The sequence below is a fragment of the Paenarthrobacter sp. C1 genome (assembly GCF_049315185.1).
GTDB lineage: Bacteria > Actinomycetota > Actinomycetes > Actinomycetales > Micrococcaceae > Arthrobacter > Arthrobacter nicotinovorans.
Genome location: NZ_CP186052.1, coordinates 4,457,662 through 4,476,516, shown reverse-complemented (window position 1 = coordinate 4,476,516; position 18,855 = coordinate 4,457,662). Strand labels below are relative to the sequence as shown.

Annotated in this window: 26 protein-coding genes; 11 read left to right on the top strand and 15 right to left on the bottom strand. The window is 63.5% G+C overall.

Features of this window, described 5'->3' with window-relative positions:
* The first annotated feature begins 30 nt into the window (after positions 1-30).
* Both ACNAOU_RS20965 and ACNAOU_RS20960 read left to right on the top strand, forming a co-directional pair.
* Positions 31-261 (top strand): DUF6458 family protein, encoded by a 231-nt coding sequence (locus tag ACNAOU_RS20965; protein WP_018779783.1) that lies wholly within the window; start codon positions 31-33, stop codon positions 259-261.
* Between the two features lie 111 nt (positions 262-372).
* Positions 373-657 carry a hypothetical protein gene (locus tag ACNAOU_RS20960; protein WP_018779784.1) on the top strand — a complete coding sequence of 95 codons (285 nt, stop codon included), beginning with the start codon at positions 373-375 and terminating at the stop codon, positions 655-657.
* A gap of 340 nt (positions 658-997) precedes the next feature.
* Here the strand turns inward: ACNAOU_RS20960 and ACNAOU_RS20955 are convergent, their stop codons facing one another.
* Positions 998-1,591, bottom strand: a complete 594-nt coding sequence (locus tag ACNAOU_RS20955; protein ID WP_018779785.1) for a histidine phosphatase family protein — start codon at positions 1,589-1,591, stop codon at positions 998-1,000.
* A 308-nt stretch (positions 1,592-1,899) separates the two neighbouring features.
* Here ACNAOU_RS20955 and ACNAOU_RS20950 point away from each other — a divergent pair, with 308 nt between their 5' ends.
* A complete protein-coding gene (locus tag ACNAOU_RS20950; protein ID WP_422757666.1) occupies positions 1,900-3,345 on the top strand; it encodes a protein kinase domain-containing protein in 1,446 nt (481 codons plus the stop codon).
* An 8-nt stretch (positions 3,346-3,353) separates the two neighbouring features.
* On the opposite strand, the gene ACNAOU_RS20945 is transcribed toward ACNAOU_RS20950, so the two are convergent.
* A complete protein-coding gene (locus ACNAOU_RS20945) occupies positions 3,354-4,583 on the bottom strand; it encodes a GAF domain-containing sensor histidine kinase (protein ID WP_039243357.1) in 1,230 nt (409 codons plus the stop codon).
* A 77-nt stretch (positions 4,584-4,660) separates the two neighbouring features.
* Between ACNAOU_RS20945 and ACNAOU_RS20940 the strand changes: the two genes are divergently transcribed.
* Complete coding sequence (locus ACNAOU_RS20940; protein ID WP_079582413.1) at positions 4,661-6,073, top strand: MFS transporter; 1,413 nt, start codon at positions 4,661-4,663, stop codon at positions 6,071-6,073.
* Between the two features lie 7 nt (positions 6,074-6,080).
* Here ACNAOU_RS20940 and ACNAOU_RS20935 read toward each other — a convergent pair whose 3' ends face one another.
* The 9 genes from ACNAOU_RS20935 to ACNAOU_RS20895 all read right to left on the bottom strand — a co-directional run bounded on the left by ACNAOU_RS20935 (position 6,081) and on the right by ACNAOU_RS20895 (position 10,246).
* Positions 6,081-6,410: a hypothetical protein gene (locus ACNAOU_RS20935; RefSeq protein WP_416430185.1), complete on the bottom strand. Its 330-nt coding sequence runs from the start codon at positions 6,408-6,410 to the stop codon at positions 6,081-6,083.
* Positions 6,407-7,012 (bottom strand): Asp23/Gls24 family envelope stress response protein, encoded by a 606-nt coding sequence (locus tag ACNAOU_RS20930; RefSeq protein ID WP_422758700.1) that lies wholly within the window; start codon positions 7,010-7,012, stop codon positions 6,407-6,409. Before ACNAOU_RS20930 ends, ACNAOU_RS20935 begins: the two co-directional genes overlap by 4 nt.
* Positions 7,009-7,605, bottom strand: a complete 597-nt coding sequence (locus ACNAOU_RS20925; protein WP_018779791.1) for an RNA polymerase sigma factor — start codon at positions 7,603-7,605, stop codon at positions 7,009-7,011. The genes ACNAOU_RS20930 and ACNAOU_RS20925 overlap by 4 nt, the downstream gene beginning before the upstream one ends.
* A gap of 90 nt (positions 7,606-7,695) precedes the next feature.
* Positions 7,696-7,926, bottom strand: coding sequence for a CsbD family protein (locus ACNAOU_RS20920; protein WP_422757665.1), 231 nt, complete (start codon positions 7,924-7,926; stop codon positions 7,696-7,698).
* Positions 7,927-8,003: 77 nt separating this feature from the next.
* A complete protein-coding gene (locus tag ACNAOU_RS20915; RefSeq protein WP_422757664.1) occupies positions 8,004-8,609 on the bottom strand; it encodes a hypothetical protein in 606 nt (201 codons plus the stop codon).
* On the bottom strand, positions 8,606-9,199 hold the full coding sequence (locus tag ACNAOU_RS20910) for a DUF6286 domain-containing protein (protein ID WP_018779794.1): 594 nt from the start codon (positions 9,197-9,199) through the stop codon (positions 8,606-8,608). The genes ACNAOU_RS20915 and ACNAOU_RS20910 overlap by 4 nt, the downstream gene beginning before the upstream one ends.
* A complete protein-coding gene (locus ACNAOU_RS20905) occupies positions 9,196-9,573 on the bottom strand; it encodes a hypothetical protein (protein WP_064723433.1) in 378 nt (125 codons plus the stop codon). The genes ACNAOU_RS20910 and ACNAOU_RS20905 overlap by 4 nt, the downstream gene beginning before the upstream one ends.
* Complete coding sequence (locus ACNAOU_RS20900) at positions 9,570-9,761, bottom strand: DUF2273 domain-containing protein (protein WP_018779796.1); 192 nt, start codon at positions 9,759-9,761, stop codon at positions 9,570-9,572. Before ACNAOU_RS20900 ends, ACNAOU_RS20905 begins: the two co-directional genes overlap by 4 nt.
* Positions 9,758-10,246 (bottom strand): Asp23/Gls24 family envelope stress response protein, encoded by a 489-nt coding sequence (locus tag ACNAOU_RS20895; RefSeq protein ID WP_422757663.1) that lies wholly within the window; start codon positions 10,244-10,246, stop codon positions 9,758-9,760. Before ACNAOU_RS20895 ends, ACNAOU_RS20900 begins: the two co-directional genes overlap by 4 nt.
* Positions 10,247-10,434: 188 nt before the next feature.
* Here ACNAOU_RS20895 and ACNAOU_RS20890 point away from each other — a divergent pair, with 188 nt between their 5' ends.
* From ACNAOU_RS20890 to ACNAOU_RS20875, 4 genes are all read left to right on the top strand, one after another.
* Positions 10,435-10,731, top strand: a complete 297-nt coding sequence (locus ACNAOU_RS20890) for a hypothetical protein (RefSeq protein WP_110506052.1) — start codon at positions 10,435-10,437, stop codon at positions 10,729-10,731.
* Between the two features lie 100 nt (positions 10,732-10,831).
* Entirely contained in the window at positions 10,832-11,035 is a 204-nt protein-coding gene (locus tag ACNAOU_RS20885; RefSeq protein ID WP_026267449.1) for a hypothetical protein, read from the top strand.
* A gap of 131 nt (positions 11,036-11,166) precedes the next feature.
* On the top strand, positions 11,167-11,967 hold the full coding sequence (locus ACNAOU_RS20880; RefSeq protein WP_018779800.1) for a DUF1206 domain-containing protein: 801 nt from the start codon (positions 11,167-11,169) through the stop codon (positions 11,965-11,967).
* Positions 11,968-12,136: 169 nt separating this feature from the next.
* Positions 12,137-13,072 carry an SDR family oxidoreductase gene (locus tag ACNAOU_RS20875; protein ID WP_039243347.1) on the top strand — a complete coding sequence of 312 codons (936 nt, stop codon included), beginning with the start codon at positions 12,137-12,139 and terminating at the stop codon, positions 13,070-13,072.
* Here the strand turns inward: ACNAOU_RS20875 and ACNAOU_RS20870 are convergent.
* The 3 genes from ACNAOU_RS20870 to ACNAOU_RS20860 all read right to left on the bottom strand — a co-directional run bounded on the left by ACNAOU_RS20870 (position 13,069) and on the right by ACNAOU_RS20860 (position 14,630).
* Positions 13,069-13,944 (bottom strand): AraC family transcriptional regulator, encoded by an 876-nt coding sequence (locus ACNAOU_RS20870; RefSeq protein ID WP_064723437.1) that lies wholly within the window; start codon positions 13,942-13,944, stop codon positions 13,069-13,071. The genes ACNAOU_RS20875 and ACNAOU_RS20870 overlap by 4 nt on opposite strands.
* Before the next feature lie 166 nt (positions 13,945-14,110).
* Positions 14,111-14,368: a hypothetical protein gene (locus ACNAOU_RS20865; protein ID WP_064723438.1), complete on the bottom strand. Its 258-nt coding sequence runs from the start codon at positions 14,366-14,368 to the stop codon at positions 14,111-14,113.
* Positions 14,361-14,630: a GlsB/YeaQ/YmgE family stress response membrane protein gene (locus tag ACNAOU_RS20860; protein WP_018779804.1), complete on the bottom strand. Its 270-nt coding sequence runs from the start codon at positions 14,628-14,630 to the stop codon at positions 14,361-14,363. Before ACNAOU_RS20860 ends, ACNAOU_RS20865 begins: the two co-directional genes overlap by 8 nt.
* Positions 14,631-15,281: 651 nt before the next feature.
* Between ACNAOU_RS20860 and ACNAOU_RS20855 the strand changes: the two genes are divergently transcribed.
* Positions 15,282-15,734: a hypothetical protein gene (locus ACNAOU_RS20855; protein ID WP_018779805.1), complete on the top strand. Its 453-nt coding sequence runs from the start codon at positions 15,282-15,284 to the stop codon at positions 15,732-15,734.
* 13 nt (positions 15,735-15,747) lie between these two features.
* Here ACNAOU_RS20855 and ACNAOU_RS20850 read toward each other — a convergent pair whose 3' ends face one another.
* On the bottom strand, positions 15,748-16,452 hold the full coding sequence (locus ACNAOU_RS20850) for an alpha/beta fold hydrolase (RefSeq protein ID WP_079582404.1): 705 nt from the start codon (positions 16,450-16,452) through the stop codon (positions 15,748-15,750).
* Positions 16,453-16,706: 254 nt separating this feature from the next.
* Between ACNAOU_RS20850 and ACNAOU_RS20845 the strand changes: the two genes are divergently transcribed.
* Positions 16,707-18,191 carry a fumarylacetoacetate hydrolase family protein gene (locus ACNAOU_RS20845; RefSeq protein WP_422758699.1) on the top strand — a complete coding sequence of 495 codons (1,485 nt, stop codon included), beginning with the start codon at positions 16,707-16,709 and terminating at the stop codon, positions 18,189-18,191.
* A complete protein-coding gene (locus ACNAOU_RS20840; RefSeq protein ID WP_018779808.1) occupies positions 18,184-18,849 on the top strand; it encodes a GntR family transcriptional regulator in 666 nt (221 codons plus the stop codon). The genes ACNAOU_RS20845 and ACNAOU_RS20840 overlap by 8 nt, the downstream gene beginning before the upstream one ends.
* The last annotated feature ends 6 nt before the right edge of the window (positions 18,850-18,855 follow it).

Genomic DNA, 18,855 nt, shown 5'->3' with positions numbered 1-18,855 from the left:
CATGCGCCGGACATACATGAGGAGCACGTTATGAGAATCGGTTCTTCCATTGCCCTGATTGCCATCGGAGCTATTCTGGCTTTCGCGCTCGCCCCCGGAATCATCCCTTTCCTGGACCAGGTCCTGGTCGGTTACATCCTGATAGTGGTGGGAGTCATCGGCCTCATCATTTCGATCGCCATGTCCAACAGGACCCGCCGCACGGTCGTTGAGCGCCGCGGCGATCCCCACACCGTCGTCGAACGGCGCCCCGAGATCTAGCAGCCACAGCCAACGAAAGAAGCGCACGACGGCGGCCTCCGCCGTCGTGCGCTTTCTGCGTCCGGTGCGGGGCTGGTCCGGCCCTGCCGCCCAGCGGCGTAGGCTGCTGCCATGGAGCAGACATTCGACATCGAATTGGTGAATCAGAACGAGTACCTGGTGCGTTGGGCTTCGGAAGGGCAATCCGGGGAATCCCTGATCCACACCAATCCCGCGTTCCTGGCCGAGGTGGGGCTCGAAGGCATTGATGAGCAGCGGATCGTGGAAGAAACCACCAGCTACCTCGCCGAACGCCAGCCGGTCATCGACTTCCCGCAAACGGTGGACCTGGAAGAAATTGCGGCGGCGTACACGGACTACACCGAACAATTGAAGTCGCGGCTTCAGGCCAAATAGGACTTCCGCGTCACGATCCTGCCTTTTCCGCTACTTAACCTGCGTCCGGTCAGTCGGCGTCCAAGGGAGTAGCGGCCATCAATACCTTCACGCCCGAATCGATCGCTGCATGGGCATCATCCCTCAATTCCAGGACCACGCTTTGCTTCGACATCGCCGGGATTCATCGGGGCAAGGTGACGTTTTATGCGGGGCCAGGGTCAGCCGGGAACCAGGCAATCGCAGTCTTCGATCTTCCCGGAGCCGGAACGTTCCTTGCCCGCCACCTTGGTGGGGCAATGGAAGACTGGGTAGCCGGCCTGCTTGAGGAAGCCAGGAGACTTGCTCCGGAAAGGCCTGTTCAGGCCTGAACGTCTGCCGCGATGCGCTCGCCGTTGAAGTACTCAAGCTGCCAGCCGTCAACAGGGTGATGGTGGGCGAGGTTCAACACAGCGTTCTGGACACTGTCCAGGGTGCGGCCAATCGCGCGGCTCAACGTCAGCCGGATCAGCGTGCCGTGGGCAACCACCAGAACGCGCTTGCCTGCGAACTCCTGGGCCAGGGACTCCAGCGCAGCAATGCCGCGCGCGGCAGCGTCGTCGTCACTTTCGCCACCGCGGAAACCGCCGGGGATGCGCAAGGCCTCCAGTTCCGGTCCGGCCTGCAAACCTTCCGCCGGCCCAAAGCTGCGCTCAGTGAGGTCCGGCACCAGCCGGGCCACGGAGAGTCCCAGTCCGTCGGCGATGATTTCCGCCGTTTCTGCCGCCCGGCTCAGCGGCGAGGACACTACCGTGTCCCATTGCTGGCCGGACAGGAAGGCGACGGCGTCGCGCGCCTGGCCGCGCCCGACGTCGTTCAAGGGGATGTCAGTGGCTCCCTGCAACCGGCGCTCCGCGTTCCAGTCGGTCTGGCCATGGCGGACGAGGGCGAAAGTTGTGAGGGTCATGCTTCCCATTGTGCCCTGCCGGCCAAAGGGGCGCAGTTCCCTGCGTCACGTACGGAAACGCCCGACGGCGGACGGGCGTATCGCCCTGATGAGGCCCTTCGTGAAGCGCCCCATTGTCCTTACCGTGATTTAATCAGTATCCTGATGACTTATCTGGTGAAACCGGATGATGCTGTTTGAGCTGAGTTGCTCAGGCCGCGAGGGCTGAAGCAACCGGCCAAGCGGCTACGTGAAATGTGATTGACGGCATTACTTGGTACCGGCGGGCAGAGATTGGGTCCGTGCCGCGCCAGGTGGTCCCAAAGGACGTGACAACCGTGGGCTACAACGAAATAACCGTGGGCGCTGGCGCCCCCGATTCCGTGAACGGCACGGAAACAAGCGGCGCACTCGGCGGCCGTTACCAACTTGGACCCCTTCTGGGCCGCGGCGCCATGTCCACTGTCCATCAGGCGACTGACCTGGTCCTCGGCCGTGAGGTTGCTGTAAAGATCTTCCTTCCCGGCTCCGGCGACGAATCGTTCCGCACCCGCCAGGAAACCGAAATGCGCCTCCTCGCTGCCTTCGACCATCCCGGACTGGTGGCAGCCTTTGACGCGGGCGTCGATACGCGCAACGACGAAGAACGTGCCTACCTGGTCATGGAACTCGCCCAAGGGCGGGACCTGCGTGCCCTCCTGGCCGACGGGCCGCTCACTGTTCCCGAAACCGCGCGGATCGGGATCCGGATCGCCGGAGCCTTGTCCCAGGTCCACGAACACGGCGTCATCCACCGTGACATCAAGCCGGCCAACATCCTGGTGTCCGACGACGACGGGCTGGCTCAGTCGGTGAAGCTGGCGGACTTTGGGGTCGCCCTGGTGATGAACGATAACCGCCTCACCGCGACCGGATTCACTGTTGGCACGGCGCAGTATCTCAGCCCGGAGCAGGCGCAGGGCCTGCACCTGACGCCAAAAAGCGACATCTACTCGCTGGGCCTGGTGCTCCTGGAATGCCTGACAGGTCATGCGGAGTATCCGGGTACGCCGGTGGAGACAGCCTCGGCGCGCCTTCATAGAGCCCCGCAGATTCCGCTGGAACTGCCTGCTCCGCTGCGCTCCCTCCTGGAGGCGATGACGGACATGGACCCGGAAAAACGACCCGCGGCCCAGGACGTGGAGCAAGCGCTGTCGGAGGAGGGTGTCCAATCAGGGCGCAGGACTGCGATCCTTCCGCCTGTCCCGCAGCGGACTCCGCTTCAGGCGCCGACGGCGTTGACGCCCAATGCGGGTGGCCTTGCCACCCGACCGGCGGCTATCCGGCCGCGGAACAGGAAACCGGCGACGGTTGCTGGAATCCGTGACTTCAGTAAACGGCGGCCCAAGACCGCCCGGGGTGTGGCAGCTGCAGCAGTGGCCATTCCCCTCGCCCTGCTGGTGCTTTCCCAGGGGCTCTCCTCGGCCGGCAATACAGCCGACCCGTCCCAGCCTTCCGATAACGGTGTGTCGCAGGCCGATCCGCAACCTTCCTCGCCGATCCTTCCGGTGCCGGCAGCTCCTTCGCCCTCCGCGGTTGTGCCGGCGGAAGTAGTCAACGTGCCAGTGACATCGGTGCCGGAGCAAGCCCCGGAACCGGTGGTGCAGGGCATCCCCGTTCAGGACCTCCCCGTCCAGGCCCCCTCAGGCCAGTCTCCGGCAGATATGAACGGCGCGGACATTGCCAAGACCAAGAGCGATGGCAAGAGCGACAAGAAGCCTGGGAAAGACAAGGCCGCAAAGTAGCCCGGCTTCTACGTCCCGGCCGGAAAGCTCACCGCAATAGTGGTGCCGCCGCCAGGCGTTTCGGCGATGCTGAGGTCGCCGCCGTGGGCCTTCGCGATGCTGCTGCAGGTTGCCAGGCCCAGCCCGGAGCCCGGACCGTCGCCTTCCCGGCGCAGCCGCACCAAGGGTTCCAGAGCTTTGTCGCGGTCCTCGGGTTTGATGCCCTTGCCGTTGTCCGCGACGTAGACGGTTGCGCCATGGTAATTGGAAACACCGCTGATGCTGACCCTGGGATCCCGCTCGGGGCTGCGGTAGTTCATGGCGTTGGACAGCAGGTTCTGCAGGAGTGTCCGCAGCTGCCCACGGTCCGCGTGCACAGTGATGTCCTGGACGTCGACGATTCCGTCGTTCTCTATTCCAAGATCCCTCACCACCTCTTGGGTGACCTCGAGCAGCGAGACGCGGGCAGGCTGGATGCCGCCACCGACGCGTGAGTAGCTGAGGACGTCTTCCAGCATCCCCAGCATCCGCCGCCCGCTGGCGCCAATGCGGTCCAGGTACCGTGCAGCGGGGCTGTTGGGCTCAATGTCGGGGTCGTCCTCCACCAGTTCGACGTATCCGAGGATGGTGGTCAGGGGGATGCGCAGGTCATGGCTTACCCGTCCGGCGAATCCTGCGAGCTTGGCGTTGCTTGCCCTGAGCTCGGAATAGGTGCGGTCCAGCTGGGCGGTACGGTGCTGAAGTTCCAGGAGCTCAACCACCTGCTTGGCCAGGACCTCCAACATCCCGAGCTGTTCCTGGCTCAGTTCCTTGGTCTCGTCCGAGAAAACACACAAGGTTCCCGGCACGAAGCCCGATTCGGTTTGCAGCGGCACCGACGCGTAGAAGCGGACGTTGCCTATTTCTCCCGTGACAAAAGGGTTGTCGGCAAAGCGTGGATCCCGGGAAGCGTCTGCCACCACCGTCCGCTCCCGGGAGAGGAAGACCTTGGCGCACATCGAGTCCTCCCGGGAACAGACACCGGGCTCCACGCCCCAGGCCCCGATTTGGTGCTGGTATTTGGCGCTGATGATATTGACTACCCCAAACGGGGCACCGCAAAGCTCAGTGGCGAGCCGTACAAGGTTTTGCAGGGCGCTCATGACTGCGGCGTTGGGAAGGAGGACGGAATCCACTGCCGGATCAAGGCCGTATTCCTGGAGTTCCATGTCCCGGCCGAAGTCCGTAGTGAAAGCCAGCCGTCCCTGAATTTCCGTCATTGAAACAACCCCCAGCAGTCTTTTGAATTCCCTGCCGATACTACCGGGAGGTTGGCCCCGGTGGTTTACTGGGACGCATGACCGAGCAGGAACCGGCCGCCGCCGGGTCTACTGGCAATGTCAATCCTCCGGAACGCACGCCCGCGGAGAGAACACGGACCTTCACGGGGATCCTGGTCAACACTGCCCTGGCCAACATCACCACCAGCTACCTGTGGTTTGCGCTGACGTTCTGGGTGTACCTGGAGACCCGCAATGTGATTGCCACGGGGGTGATCGGCGGGGCCTACATGCTGCTCATTGCGCTGTCCAGCATTAGCTTCGGCACCTTCGTGGACCGCTACAGGAAGCTCGCGGTGATGCGCTTCGCCGCCGGATTTACGCTGGTGATGTTCGTGCTGTCCGGGGTGATGTTCCTGCTGACGCCGGAACAGGCGCTGTTGGACCTGTCCCAACCGTGGTTTTGGATCTTCACCTTGATTATCCTTGTCGGCGCGGTGGTGGAGAACATGCGCAACATCGCCCTGTCCACCACGGTCACCATCCTGATCGAACCGGACAAGCGCGCCAACGCCAACGGACTCGTGGGCATGGTCCAGGGACTGATGTTCATCGTCACCTCGGTCCTTTCAGGACTGTCAGTGGGACTCCTGGGAATGGGCTGGACCGTGGTGGTGGCCTTGGTGCTCACAGCCCTGGCCTTCGCGCATCTGCTGACGTTGCGCCTGCCGGAGGAGGTCCGGGCAGCAGCATCCGACGCCCACGGCGGGTTCGATCTTCGCGGCTCCTGGGCAGCCGTCATGGCCATCTCCGGGTTGTTCGCCCTGATTGTTTTCTCCACCTTCAACAATTTCATCGGCGGGGTCTACATGGCATTGATGGACCCTTACGGCCTGGAGATGTTCCCCGTGGAGATCTGGGGCACGGTGTTCGCGGTCGGCGCCACCGGCTTCATCCTGGGCGGGGCGCTGATCGGAAAGTTCGGGCTCGGCTCCAACCCTTTGCGGACCCTCCTCATCGCAGTGGCGGTGATGGGGCTCGTCGGAGCTGTCTTCACCATCCGCGAATGGGCTTGGCTCTACATTGCCGGGATTTGGCTCTACATGGCACTGGTTCCGGTGGTGGAAGCAGCTGAGCAGACGGTCATTCAGAAAGTTGTGCCCCTGTCACGGCAAGGAAGGGTCTTTGGTTTCGCCATGGCCTTCGAATCCGCAGCGGCCCCCATCACTGCGTTCCTGATCGCACCGATTGCCCAGTTCTGGATCATCCCCTACGCCCGCTCCGCGGAAGGTGCCGCGCAGTTGGCGCCGCTTCTGGGGGAAGGAACCTCCCGGGGCATTGCCTTGGTGTTCCTGGTGGCGGGCCTGATCATGATCGTCGTTGCCCTGCTTGCTTTCCTGGCCCCGGTCTACCGCAGGGTCACGGCCTCCTACGCGCAGGCAGCCGAGGAGGAACAGAGCGAGGACGCGGACAGCCCGTCCTCCCGTTGAGCCGCGGTCAGGCGTCGATTTTGGCCACCAAAACCTCGACGACGGCGGGCACGTTGCCCAGGTGCCTGCGGATCGCCGCGGCTACTTCGCGCGCCACCTGCGGAGCCGGCAGGAGGTTTCCGACGCCGATCCGGGCTTTGACGGCCACTACGCCGTCTTCCCCGGTCAGGCTTATCAACGGCAACTGTTCGCCGGTTACTGCCGCCACGGCCGCCCCGGCAATCGACTGCCACAACGGCTGGGCCGGGTATACCGCCGAAACTCCGTCTACTGCCTGGACGATGCCAAGCAGTTCATCGGCCAAGGCGGGGGACTTGGCTTCCACGTGCTCAGTCATGGCTGGTCCTCCGTGTTCGGGGTCATGGCTGGCGCGGGGAGCTCCAGCACATCGGTGACAGTGATGTTGATGGCTTGGATGTTCAGTTCGGTCTGGACCTCCAGTACCTTCGCGAGTTCGTTGCGCAGTGCAGCCGCGCGCTCTTCCATGGCGTGTCCGTAGACCACTGCGATCTCCACCTCCACAGTGATGCCGGCTCCCGGCACGGTAATGTCGCCGAGCAACCTGCATTTACCCGCGGCCGTTCCCGGGAAGGAATCGGCCACCGAACGGATCAGGGCAGACACCGAGCCCTCGGTTTCCCAAAGGGTGTCCTGCGGGTCCGCCGCGCGCAGCGGGATGCTCCGTCCGGGCCGCAGCTCCAGGCGCAGGTTGTCCAGGATGGTCTGCATCCAGTCGTCACTGCCCGAACCGGCGTCGGCTACGTCAGCTGTCAGCAATTCGTTTCCGAGTTCCGAGAGCCGGCGCAGGGAGGCCAGTCCGGCCTGGCACTCAGGGCATGAGTCCAAGTGCGCCGGATCCGCAATCTCGCCCGTGTCCAAATAGGCACTCAGTTCCGCGAGACTGTGTCCGCATTCCAAGGCATCGCCGGGGGTTTTCATCGCCACTCCTCCATTGTGCGTGCAAGGGCAATCCGTGCCCGGGCCAGACGGCCGCGGACGCTGGCGGGGCTGATATTCAAGGTCAGCGCAATCTCCTCATAGCTCAGGTCATTGAATTCCTTGAGTACCCAACAGCGCCGCTGCTCCTCGGGAAGCCGGGCGAGCGCCGACTTCAACGCATCCACCCGGGAGGCATTGACGGCGGTGCTTTCCGGGTCCGGGGTCCGTTGGCCGGACGGGGCATCGACGTGATTTTCGAGATCGTCCAGGGCCAGGTGGTTGCGCCGTTTTCGCAGGTGGTCGATGCTGCGCGTGCCCACAATGCGGAGCAGCCAGCTCTTCACAGCTGCAGGATCACGGAGTTGGTCCAGCTGTTTCCAGGCCTGCATCAGGCTTTCCTGGACGACGTCGTCCGCGTCAGCCAAAGTGCCCGTGAGTCGTCGTGCAGTGGCCCGCATCAATGGACCATGGCGGCGGGCGAGTGCTTCGAAAGCGGCAGTATCACCATCTGCTGCCCTGCCTGCGAGCAACGCGTCCGGCACGAGGTCCAGCTGCTGCTGTGCGGTGGGCGAAACCGCAGGTGAACCAGTCACGTTTCTGCCTTTCAAGTGGTGTGAGTCCGGCTGATCCTCGGATGGGCAGGGACGGTCCCGCCATGAAGCGGAACCGTCCCTGCTCCCGTCCTACTTGTCGGTGAAGCCTTCCTTGAGCTTCCGGGCAGCGTCCTTGATGTTCCCGGTGATGTCGGCAGCAGCGTCCTTGACCTTCTCGCCGGCTTGCTGGAGCTTGGCCTGGGCCTGATCCTGCTGGCCTTCCCGCTTGAGGGTGGAATCGCCGGTGAGCTTACCGGCGCCCTCCTTGGCGGCGCCAAGGTGCTCGGTGGCGGCATTGTTGATCTTGTCGTTGATTCCCATGGTGTTCCCTTTTCTTTTCGGTGCGCGGCCCTGAGTTGCCGTGCAGTTTGTTTAGGCGGAGTACTTTGGGCTGACTGTCACCGGGCGCGCCGTGATGAGGACACTTGTGTCCGGGTGCCGCTGGTGATTCGCACCAGGACGGGCATTGGATGTCCCAGCCAGGCATCAATTTCCTGGAGCAGTTGTTCCACCGTGTCGCCAATATCCCGGGGGGATGCTCCTTTGCGGGCTTCGAGCCGCAGCCGCAGAGCCGTTCCGCGGCGTGATTCCCACGCTGAGACGGAGGTCGCCAGCACGTCGGGGTTTCCGTTGAGGGCTTCTTTGATGGCTGCGGAAACCAGCCCCGCGTCCACGACCGTCCGGCCTGCGTTGCCCTCTGAGCGTTCGGCCAGGCGGGGTGTCTTTCCGCCACCCTGCGACGCCAGCCACGCTGCGCCAAGGACCGCACCGGCCAGCAGCACGGCAATTCCCAGCGCCAGCCACCAGCTCCGAACCGGGTCCGGCAAGGGGGCGGTGCCCGCCAGGTTGCGCACGTGCTCCCGAACAGAGGGGAGGTTTGTTTCCCAGAAACCTGCGGCCCCGGGAAGGGTGCCGGCCGCGATGAGTGCGGCGCCGGCGCCCAGCAGGATGATCCCCAGGATGGTGAGCAGGATCCGGTTAAGGGCCCGGTTCGTGTTTCTCATTGCCCTACCGCTCCTTCGTTCAGAATGTGGACGCTGGACCTGACGGGGCGGTCCAACGCATAGGCGGCCAGTTCGCCGTCGACCGCTGCCTGGATGTCTTCCACCGCGAGTGGTTCGCCCGACGTCGGACGCACCTGGACGCGTACGGAACGTCCGCCGACGGTGGTGGTCACCTGGCCCGGGGCCAGGCCTGCGGCACGTCGGGCCGCCTTGGAAACCGCCGCCGCGATGACTTCGTGGTCCACTACGACGGCGGCGCGTGCGCTGCCGAGGGCCCGGCGTTGCCTGCGGCCGCTGCCGAGGGCAAGTCCAAGGAGCAGCAGTGCCACGATTCCCAGTCCGGCTCCGGCCGCCACCATGCCTGCCTGTGTGGTGTTGGCCGGAAGCTCAATCAGCCACCGGAGCATCTGGGCCGGGCTGGCGAGCACCGGCTGGTCCTTGAGCAGCCACAACACTGATTCCAGTGCCAGCCAGAGGAAGACGGCTATCAGGAGGGACGCGGCCACGATTGACGGGACCGCCCTCGAGGAGTGGGTTTCGCGTCTGATCAGACGGCGGCTTGCCGTGTCCTTGCTGATTCCACTGCTCATTCCACTCTCCTTTCCCTGGGCTGTTCGGCCTTCCCGCCGGTGAGGCGGATGTCTACCCGGCCTATGTCCAGGCCAGTGATTTCCCGCCCCCGCGCCACGATCTGCTCCCGGGCGGATTGGGCCTGTTCGAATACCGTGTCCCCACCGTTCCGTGGCTTCAGGAGCTGGGGGAGGGCCAGCTTGACGGACACACTGACGCCGAGCTTCCCGGCGTCGTCGTCCAGCGTTGCTGACACGTTGCCCGTGGCCACTCGGAACGCGTTGGCGGTAACCGATTCCACGGTCTTGCGGATGGCGGTGTGGGTGAGGCGGTTGTGCCCGGCCCGGTCCCCGGCGTCCATGCCAGGCCGAGGGCCGGTTGGCGCCCGGTTCATGAGGAGGAGCGCTTGCCCCGCAGGGCATCAAGCACCCCGCGAAGGTCAAGCTTTCCCTCGGCGGAACGGCCCAGCACCGCGCCGACCCCCATGAACAGTGCCGTGAGCAGGAGACCCCAGAATCCGAAGGCCAGGCCTGCCAGAGCGAGCACTGCTCCTATTGCCAGGCCGGCGATGGTGGGACTCATGCGACCCTCGGCTCACGCTCGATGTCGTCAGCGTCCGCGTCTTCCGACGGAACGTGGATGTCCGTGATGGTGACGTTGACCTCGGTGACTTCCATGCCCACGAGGTCCTCGATCGCGGTGTAGACGGCATTGCGGGCGTTGTCCGCAACTTCCTGGAGCGGGTGGGGGTATTCGACTACCAGCGTCACGTCGACGGCTACCTGGGTTTGGCCCACTTCCACGTTGACGCCCTGGGTGAGGTCCTTCTGGCCGACCTTCTCCCGCAGGTTGCCGATGGCGCGGGCTGCGCCGCCGCCCAGGGCGTGTACGCCAGGGATTTCCTGGATGGCGATGCCGGCAATCTTGGCGACTACGCCGTCCGCGACCGTGGTTGCGCCTCGGCCGTCCTTGCCCTTGTCCCTTTCCGGAGAGTCCACAGTCGATACAGAGCTGTTTTTGGTGTTCTTGGCCGGAACGTCAGCGGGGGTGTGCGTTTGGATCGTCATGGCGATGGCTCCTTGTCTGTTGTGCGGCGCTTGTTGTGCGCCGTCATGAATAAGACGTGCGTGCCAGGGAATTCCTCACGCTCGAAATCGTGTGATCTGGGTCACTGCCCATGCGAGGCGCTGGCGCATGTAGTTAGTTTGCCATATAACTAGTTTATCGAGACACATTTTCACGGGAGGGGTACCAAATGACTGCAGTGGTTATGACCGGGACGAAGGACGCGACTCTTCCGGAAATCTTGAAGGAAGCCCCTGTTTCCACGCCGTCGAAAAGAACCGGGCTTCTTGACCTGGTGTGGACGGCGGCCGCCCGAGTGGAGGGTCTCCAGTGGGAAATGGATGAGGCCGAGGAGTCCTTGGCCCAGGCCATGCGAAGCGCAGTGACGGCAGGAGCAGGCCTGCCGGACCTGGCGATCGCATCCGGGATGAGCTTCGCGGACATCGAGCAGTTAATGGCACAGCAGGTGGCCGGTCCCAAACCTTGAGCAAATCTTGAGATGACCCGGCGTCGTTCTTGAGGACACTGCCCGATGGTTGAACCATCAGCTATTGGAGCTGATGGGAACTTCCAGGAAGGCGACCGAAATGACTGCTCAAATCACCGCCCCGACCAATGGTGCCGGCGAGGCCAACACCGCCCCGGACGTACGTCCCTTTACTGCGGAGGCCAACCATCAGCCGGCGGATTCCCCGGTCCAGGGCCGAGCAGTCGTGACAGTCCGCGAGCAGTTCAACCCTCTTGGTGCGGGGCTGCGGAGTATCTGGCCCCAGTCGGTCGTCGGGTTCTAGGATCTTTTTGGTTTTTCTACGGGCAGGCACCCAGGTGCCTGCCCGTCGTCGTTAATGCCGTGGCATTCACGGGGTACGGGTGGGACGATGGTGTCCATCGGAAACTAAGGAGGCTTGTCATTAAAGAGGAGATGAGGAAGGCTGCCGATGCGGCCGAAGAGGCCTCAAACTCGCGGACCTTCGAGATCGTTGCGCGTGCCGGCTACGCCGTCAGCGGGCTGCTGCACGTCCTCATCGGAGTCATCGCCCTCCAGCTGGCGTTCGGGCGGGGTGGCGAAGCCGATGTGTCAGGAGCGGTGGCCTCGCTGGCCAGCCAACCTGTGGGTCCGGTGCTCCTCTGGGCCTGCTTCGGTGCCTGCGCGGCGCTGGCGTTGTGGCAACTGGGTAACGCCATCCTTGGGGAGCGGACCTCCAGCAAGAAACTCACCAAAAGACTGTCCGCCGCAGGCCAGGCGCTCGTGTTCGCGGCCTTGGCGGCGACGATCGTCTCGTTCATCATGGGCCAGGGCAAAAACAGCCGCGAGTCAAGCAGCGATTTCACCCTCACCCTCCTGAGTGCTCCCTTCGGGGTGTTCCTGCTGGTCGCGATCGGTGCAGGCATCGCCATCACGGGCATCGTGTTCGCCGTGCGCGGCTTCCGGCAAACGTTCAAACGGGACATCTCGTTGTCCTCGGAGGAGGCCGTCCGCAAGTTCCAGGTCGGCGTGGGCGTGGTGGGCTACATAGCGAAAGGCATTGCCCTGTTCCTGGTCGGCCTGCTGGTGGTCATCGCCGCAATACGTGCCCAACCGGAGCAATCAACCGGCCTGGATGGAAGCCTGAAGGCGCTGCGGGAGCAGCCATATGGGCCGTACTTGCTGGCCGCCGTCGCCGTCGGGCTGATTGCCTACGGGCTCTTCCTGATGGTCAAGGCCAAGTCCCTCCGGACCTAGCGATTTCCGGTGGGTCCTGCCAAGGGAGCCGAGCACGGTTTTAGGGGCCCGGGTGGTGGGTACAGGTCCAACAAACCGTGCGATGAGCCAAACCGTGCGATGGAACACCGTGCGATGGAACACCGGTTCGGTGAATCCTGCGAGCAGGCTACCTGAGAGGGGCAGAATCATGACTCACGACGATCCACACCGGAATAACGACCCGGAAGCAGGCGGTCATCGCCTCGCCTCCGCGCCCTCGGATCCCCGGAGCGGCTATTACGGGGATGAATTTCCCCGCCAGGAGCAGCAACAGCCAGGCCTGACCAAGCCCCTTGACCCGCAGCCCGACCACGGCGAAAAAAGCTACGTTGGGCACGGCCGGCTGCAGGGCAAAACGGCGCTCATAACCGGTGGGGACTCCGGTATCGGTGCCGCAGTGGCCATCGCCTACGCCCGGGAAGGTGCCGATGTAGCCATCAGCTACCTCCCGGAAGAGGAAGAAGACGCGCAATCGACGGCGGAATGGATCCGCGAGTGCGGTGCCCGGGTCCTCCTGCTGCCCGGCGACGCGCGGGACGAAGGCTTTGCCGCCGACATCGTGGAACGCACTGTTCAGGAGCTCGGCGGCCTCAACGTCGTAGTGCTGAACGCGGCCTACCAAAAGAACAGGGAGGGCCTGGAAACGATCCCCACTGAGGAGTTCGACCGCGTCTTCAAGACCAACCTGTACTCCCTCATCTGGACGGCACAAGCGGCCATTCCCCACCTCCGCCCCGGAGCGTCGATCATCGTGACCGCATCCATCCAAGCTTTCAATCCCTCGGCGCAACTGGTGGATTACGCCATGACCAAGGCTGCCCAGGTGGCCTTTACCAAGGCCATGGCCGAGGAACTCGGACCCAAGGGAATCCGCGTCAACGCTGTGGCGCCCGGTCCCATTTGGACTCCGTTGATCCCCGCCACCGAGTGGCCGGACAAGTTGCCCTCATTTGGTCAGGACACGCCCTTGGGCCGTGCCGGACAACCCGCGGAGCTGGCTCCTGCATACGTCCTGCTTGCCTCCGACGAGGGATCCTACATTTCCGGTGCAGTACTGCCCGTGACGGGAGGCAAGGGGCTCTAGGCCGGGGCAGAACCTGCGGTATCCCTTTCCACGGGAATCCACAGTTGGCCACGGCCGTGTGTTCCGCCTGCCTCCACCTGGACACTGAGCATTTCGGGTCCCGGCGCCCATCGGTACGGGTTGGCCGGGAACCACTCAGTGGCGGCGTCCGCCCACATGCTCTGAAGAACCTCGGGGAACTTTCCTTCGGTTTCGAAGACTACCCACTGTCCGGCGGGGACCCTCAAGGAATCAAGGCCTTCCGGAGCTGCCTTGGTGGAGGCCACAGCATGCCAGTAGTCCAGCTCGCTTCCTTCGGTCCGCTGCTCATGGATGTTGTCGGTGACAGACAGTGGACCTGAGGGGTCCGTGTCAGCCAACTCAAGCAACCTGGCCGTCAGCGCAGGGTCCAGGCTTCGCTGGAAGTCGATGATCGCCTGGTTGGGCCCCGAGTGTACGAGCGGTACGCGGGCCTTCAAGCCAATCAAGTGGAAAGCTCCCTTATCCACTATGCGGTGTTTCATATCGGTATTCCCTTCAACGCGGAGATGGAACCTCAGTTGAGGTTGGGAATGGAGTACCGCTCCGGGACGCCGGGCCTCTGAGGGTGTCAGCCCATGCATTGCCTTGAAGGCCCGCGTGAACGCCTCGGCCGACCCGTATCCGTAGCGGACGGCAACTTCCAGCACGGTTGCGCCTTCCAGGATTTCCGCCGTCGCTGCGGTGAGGCGGCGTCGTCGGATGTACTCGGAGATGGGTATCCCTGCCAGTGAGGAGAACATCCTCCTGAAGTGGTATTCGGAGGTCAGTGCGGCCTTGGCCAGCTCGCTGACCTCCGCGGTCGCGGCCAGATCCTGCTCGATGATGGCCATGGCCCGGTTCCACTCCTGCACAGTTGCCTCCATTCCTTGGGAACGACGCTACGCGGCCCTGTCCGCACATGCCCCGACAATCCATGCCTGAAAATATCAGCGCCTTTCGCCAACGCAAGAACCCGGAGGCTGCAATGCAGTCCTCCGGGTTCTTGCGTTGATTCAGTTATTCACGAGGCGGGAGCCACTACGGCCGGCCTGAGCCTGCTTCTTCATCCGGTTCGGACGAGAACGGCCGGTCAGCCGGGGTGTCTTCCGTGTTCTTGGCGTCGAGTTCGGCATCTGCTGAAGGCACAGTCGACTCGGCGTAGTCACCCTCGGTGTAGTCTCCGCCGGCATCTTCCTTCAGGGTTTCCGGCGACGCTCCTGCGTCTCCGTAATCCCCCTCGGTGTACTGCCCGTCGAGTTCTTCACCGTTGGCATCGCGGTTCTGGTTATTAGCCATGGGTAGCCCTGCGGTTGGTAACGAGGCCGTAGATCAGCAGCACGATGATCGAGCCGCCGATGGCCAGGAGCCAGGTTGTCAGGGAGAAGAATTCCTGCAGGCCCGTGTTGAAGATCAGGCCACCGATCCAACCACCCAGGAGGGCGCCGACGACGCCAAGGATGAGGGTGATGAACCAGCCACCACCCTGGCGGCCGGGGAGAATAAGTTTAGCGATAGCGCCGGCCAAAAGGCCGAGCAGAAGAAAACCAAAGAAACCCATTTTTGTTCCTACTTTCATGTCGATGGAAATTCCACGGACGCGATTAAGCGAGTAAGTTCACCGGGGGCCGATGCTGCGGTGCGGGCATCGCAATGGGGCCCCGGAGGCCCTATGGAATGTAAGGAGAGGAATTGCTCATTCGACTCCGATGTATTTGTTATATCCAGCCAATAAAGCACTCCTGCCAATGGGTCGGACTTGGTACTACATATGCAACGCTAGCCGCTCGCGGCACAAGTAGCAAGTAACCTGACTATCTACTTGTCATGGCCGGGAAGCCGGAAGTGCTGCGAATGGTGCTTTGACCAGCCATGCGGGGCAGTCCCGGTGGGGTTCCCGGCGTGGTTGCGTTCTCCGGCTGTGGAAGGTGCGCAATCCAGCTCTTCGCCACCCGGTAAAGTCCTGCTTTTCCCGGTGCTTGCCGGCAATGCCCTTGCGTCACTCCCGGAATATCGAGGCGCCCCTCGATCCCTTTGTTCCAGTAAATGACAATTCGCATGGACCAATCTTTGCTTTTCACCAAGGCGATGGAACCAGCTGAGTGCAGGCCATTACATGGCCCGGTCATTGGGGGGCGGACTATTGGCAGGTGACAGGGCGCGTGGAGCGGGACTAGGGTCGAATAAGAACACCTCTGAAGGAGTGAGTGCCGTGAAAGGTAAAGCATTGTTCGCCGTCGGCGTGGCTGTTGGCTACGTGTGGGGGTCAAAGTCCTGGCCGGAAGTGTACCGGCGGGTCCGCGGAGGCACCGAGAAAGTCCTGAAGAACCCAGAGGTCCAGGAGAACGTCCATCAGGCTGCAGAGACAGTCCAGGAGACCGTTCCGGACATTCTGGAAAATCTGTATGAAGCCGGCAAGAAGCTAATGGAGAAGGCGGAAACCATGTTCCCTGGACACAACTCATCCACGTCCGGTGATCGGGCGGACTCCACTGGCGGCGAGGAGACCAAGGCGGCCACAGTTCCCGTGGCGGCTCCTGCTCCTGCCGTAGCCTCGGACGTCGTGTCCGATCCCGCCCTCGACGACACCACGGGTACGGACTGGACCGATGAGGGCGGCGCGGCGCCGGAAGGCCCGGCAACCAACACGCCACCCCGCCACTAGTAGCTGCAGTCCGTTAACCGCTGTGGTTGACGGCCGTCAGGATGGCCTGGCCCAGTTCGCCGGGTTTGGTGAACTGGGGCCAGTGCCCCGTGGGCAGATCCACGTAGTCAACGTCCCGGATCCGGGCTAGTTCGGCCGTGAACGGATGCCCGGCGTCCATCCACTCCTTGAGCAGTGACGATGGAAACTCGCACGCGATGATCGTTGCGGGGACGTCGTAGCGGGCAGTGTTCGTGAGGTGTTGCTGGTCGAAGGCGACGCCCTTGGGTTCGGGAATCGCCCGGGCGCGGAAGACTGCTTTCAGCTCGTCGGTGAGGTCCACGAGATCCTCATCTTCAAATGCTTCCCACGGCGGGAGGGGTATCCCGTCGCCGTCGTCCGGTAGTTCATCATTGATGACCCCGCCCTCACCCAGCGGCCCGCTGTCCACATAGATGGCCCGGGCTATGCGGTCCGGACGGGCGTCAGCCACGCCATGAATAATGGCGCCCCCGCCCGAGTGACCCACCAGGACCACTTTCCCGTCCAGCGAATCCACCTTGTCCACGACGGCATCGATGTGTGTTCGAAGGCCGATGCCCGCCCGGGGTGCGTCCGCCGATTCCAAGCCTGGCAAAGTGAGCGGATGGACCCGATGCCCTGCTTCCACCAGGGCCGGCGTCACCCCATCCCACGACGATGCGTCCAACCAAAAACCCGGTACGAGGATGATGTCCATGCGGGTACCCTACGGGAGGCCGACGACACTTTGTAGTGTTCATCAGTTCTCACGCCAGGGCTTCGCCGCATCCTTCTCCCCGCAGTGTTCCCCCTCCCGCGGGACTCAGCCTCATGGAGGGGGTTGACGGGCATCACATTAACGCGTCATAGTTTTCGTATACGATTTCGTACTCGATAACTGGGGCGATCAGATAATTATCAGGAGGAGGCGCCGTGACACTGGAGTTCCGGACCGAGGAAGTCAGCCAGGACATGCTGGCCCGGACGCGCAAGGTCATTGCGGTCCACATCAATTACCCCAGCCGTGCCGCGCAGCGTGGACGTACCCCGCAGCAGCCGTCGTACTTCCTGAAGCCTTCCTCGTCCTTGGCGCTCGGTTCGGCTGAGGCCCCCGGCATTGTTGAACGTCCGGCAGGTTGTGAATTGCTGGGCTACGAGGGCGAGATCGCGCTTATCATCGGCAAGTCCGCCCGTCGTGTCGGCCTTGAGGATGCATGGAGCCACGTCGAGTGGGTGACCGCGTCCAACGACCTCGGCGTTTACGACCTCCGCTACGCGGACAAGGGCTCCAATGTCCGGTCCAAGGGCGGCGACGGATTTACCCCCGTTGGCCCGGCGCTGATCCCTGCCGACGCCGTTGATCCCGCTGCCCTAACCATCCGCACCTGGCACAACGGCGAGTTGGTCCAGGACGACACCACCGAGGACCTGCTCTTCCCGTTCGGGCAGCTCGTCGCGGACCTTTCCCAGCTGCTCACGCTCGAAGAGGGCGACATCATCCTCACCGGCACCCCCGCCGGCGCCTCCGTTGCCAAGCCCGGTGACGTCGTCGAAATTGAGGTCACCGGCGGTGGGTTCAGCAGCGGCCGCCTGACCACCAGAGTCACGGAAGGTACGACGCCGTTGGCGGACTTTGGTGCCCGGCCCAAGGCTGATGACATGCAGCGGGAAGAGGCGTACGGATCGCGCGAAGCCGCCGGACTTCAGGCTTCGGAACCGGCGGCTGCCGCGAGTGTGCTGACACCGGAACTGAAATCAAAACTCGAGTCTGTTGCCACCGCCACCCTTTCGTCCCAGCTGCGCAAGCGCGGACTCAACAACGTGAGCATTGACGGACTGCAGGCCACCCGACCCGACCGCAAAGTGGTGGGCCTGGCCCGGACCCTGCGCTACGTGCCCAACCGCGAGGACCTCTTCAAGACCCACGGCGGCGGCTTCAACGCCCAGAAGCGCGCGATCGACTCCGTGAACGAAGGCGAAATCCTGGTGATGGAAGCCCGCGGCGAGAAAGGCACCGGCACAGTCGGGGACATCCTGGCGCTGCGTGCCCAGGTCCGCGGGGCCGCTGCAATCATTACCGACGGCGGCGTCCGCGACTACTCGGCAGTCGCTGACCTGAAGATGCCCACGTACTTCGCCAATCCGCACCCGGCAGTCCTCGGACGCCGGCACATCCCGTGGGACACAGATATCACCATCGCCTGCGGGGGAGCCACCGTCCAGCCCGGTGACATCATCGTGGCCGACTCGGACGGAATCCTGGTGATCCCGCCGGCCATCGCCGAGGAACTCGTGGACGACTGCATCCAGCAGGAAAAGGAAGAGACGTTCATCTTCCAGATGGTCCAGGAAGGCAACAGCGTTGATGGGCTGTATCCGATGAACGCCGAATGGCAGGCCCGCTACCAGGAATGGTCAGCCCACCGGCATGCCGCGGAAGGAGCCCACAGTGACTGAAACCGCCGTCGAAAGTGCTGCCCAAAGCAAGTCCCAGCAGGCCTATACCGCCGTCAAAGCGCGGATCGTCGAGGGGACCTACACGCCGGGTTACCGGCTGGTGCTCGCAAAGATCGCCGAAGACCTGGGCTTCAGCGTGGTCCCGGTCCGGGAGGCGATCCGCCGGTTGGAGGCCGAAGGATTGGTGAAGTTCGAACGGAACGTGGGAGCCACGGTCTCCGGGATCGATCCCACCGAATACCTCTACACGATGCAGACCTTGAGCATCGTGGAAGGTGCCGCCACGGCATTGTCGGCTCCGCTGATCGATTCGGTTGCGATTGCCCGGGCACGTGCTGTGAACGAAGAGATGCGTGAGTGCCTGGAACACTTCGATCCCGTCCGCTTCACGGCTTTGAACCAGGACTTCCACAGTGTCCTCTTTGAACACTGCCCGAACCCGCACATCCTCGACCTGGTCCACCGGGGCTGGAACCGGTTGGCCTCGTTGAGGTCCTCCACGTTCCGGTTCGTCCCCGGCCGCGCCCAGGAATCAGTCCGCGAACACGAAGCACTGCTGCAGCTCATCGAGTCCGGAGCAGACGCGGACACCATCGAAAAAGCAGCCCGCCAGCACCGCGCCGCCACCCTCGACGCATACCTCTCCACCACCACCTAAAAGCAA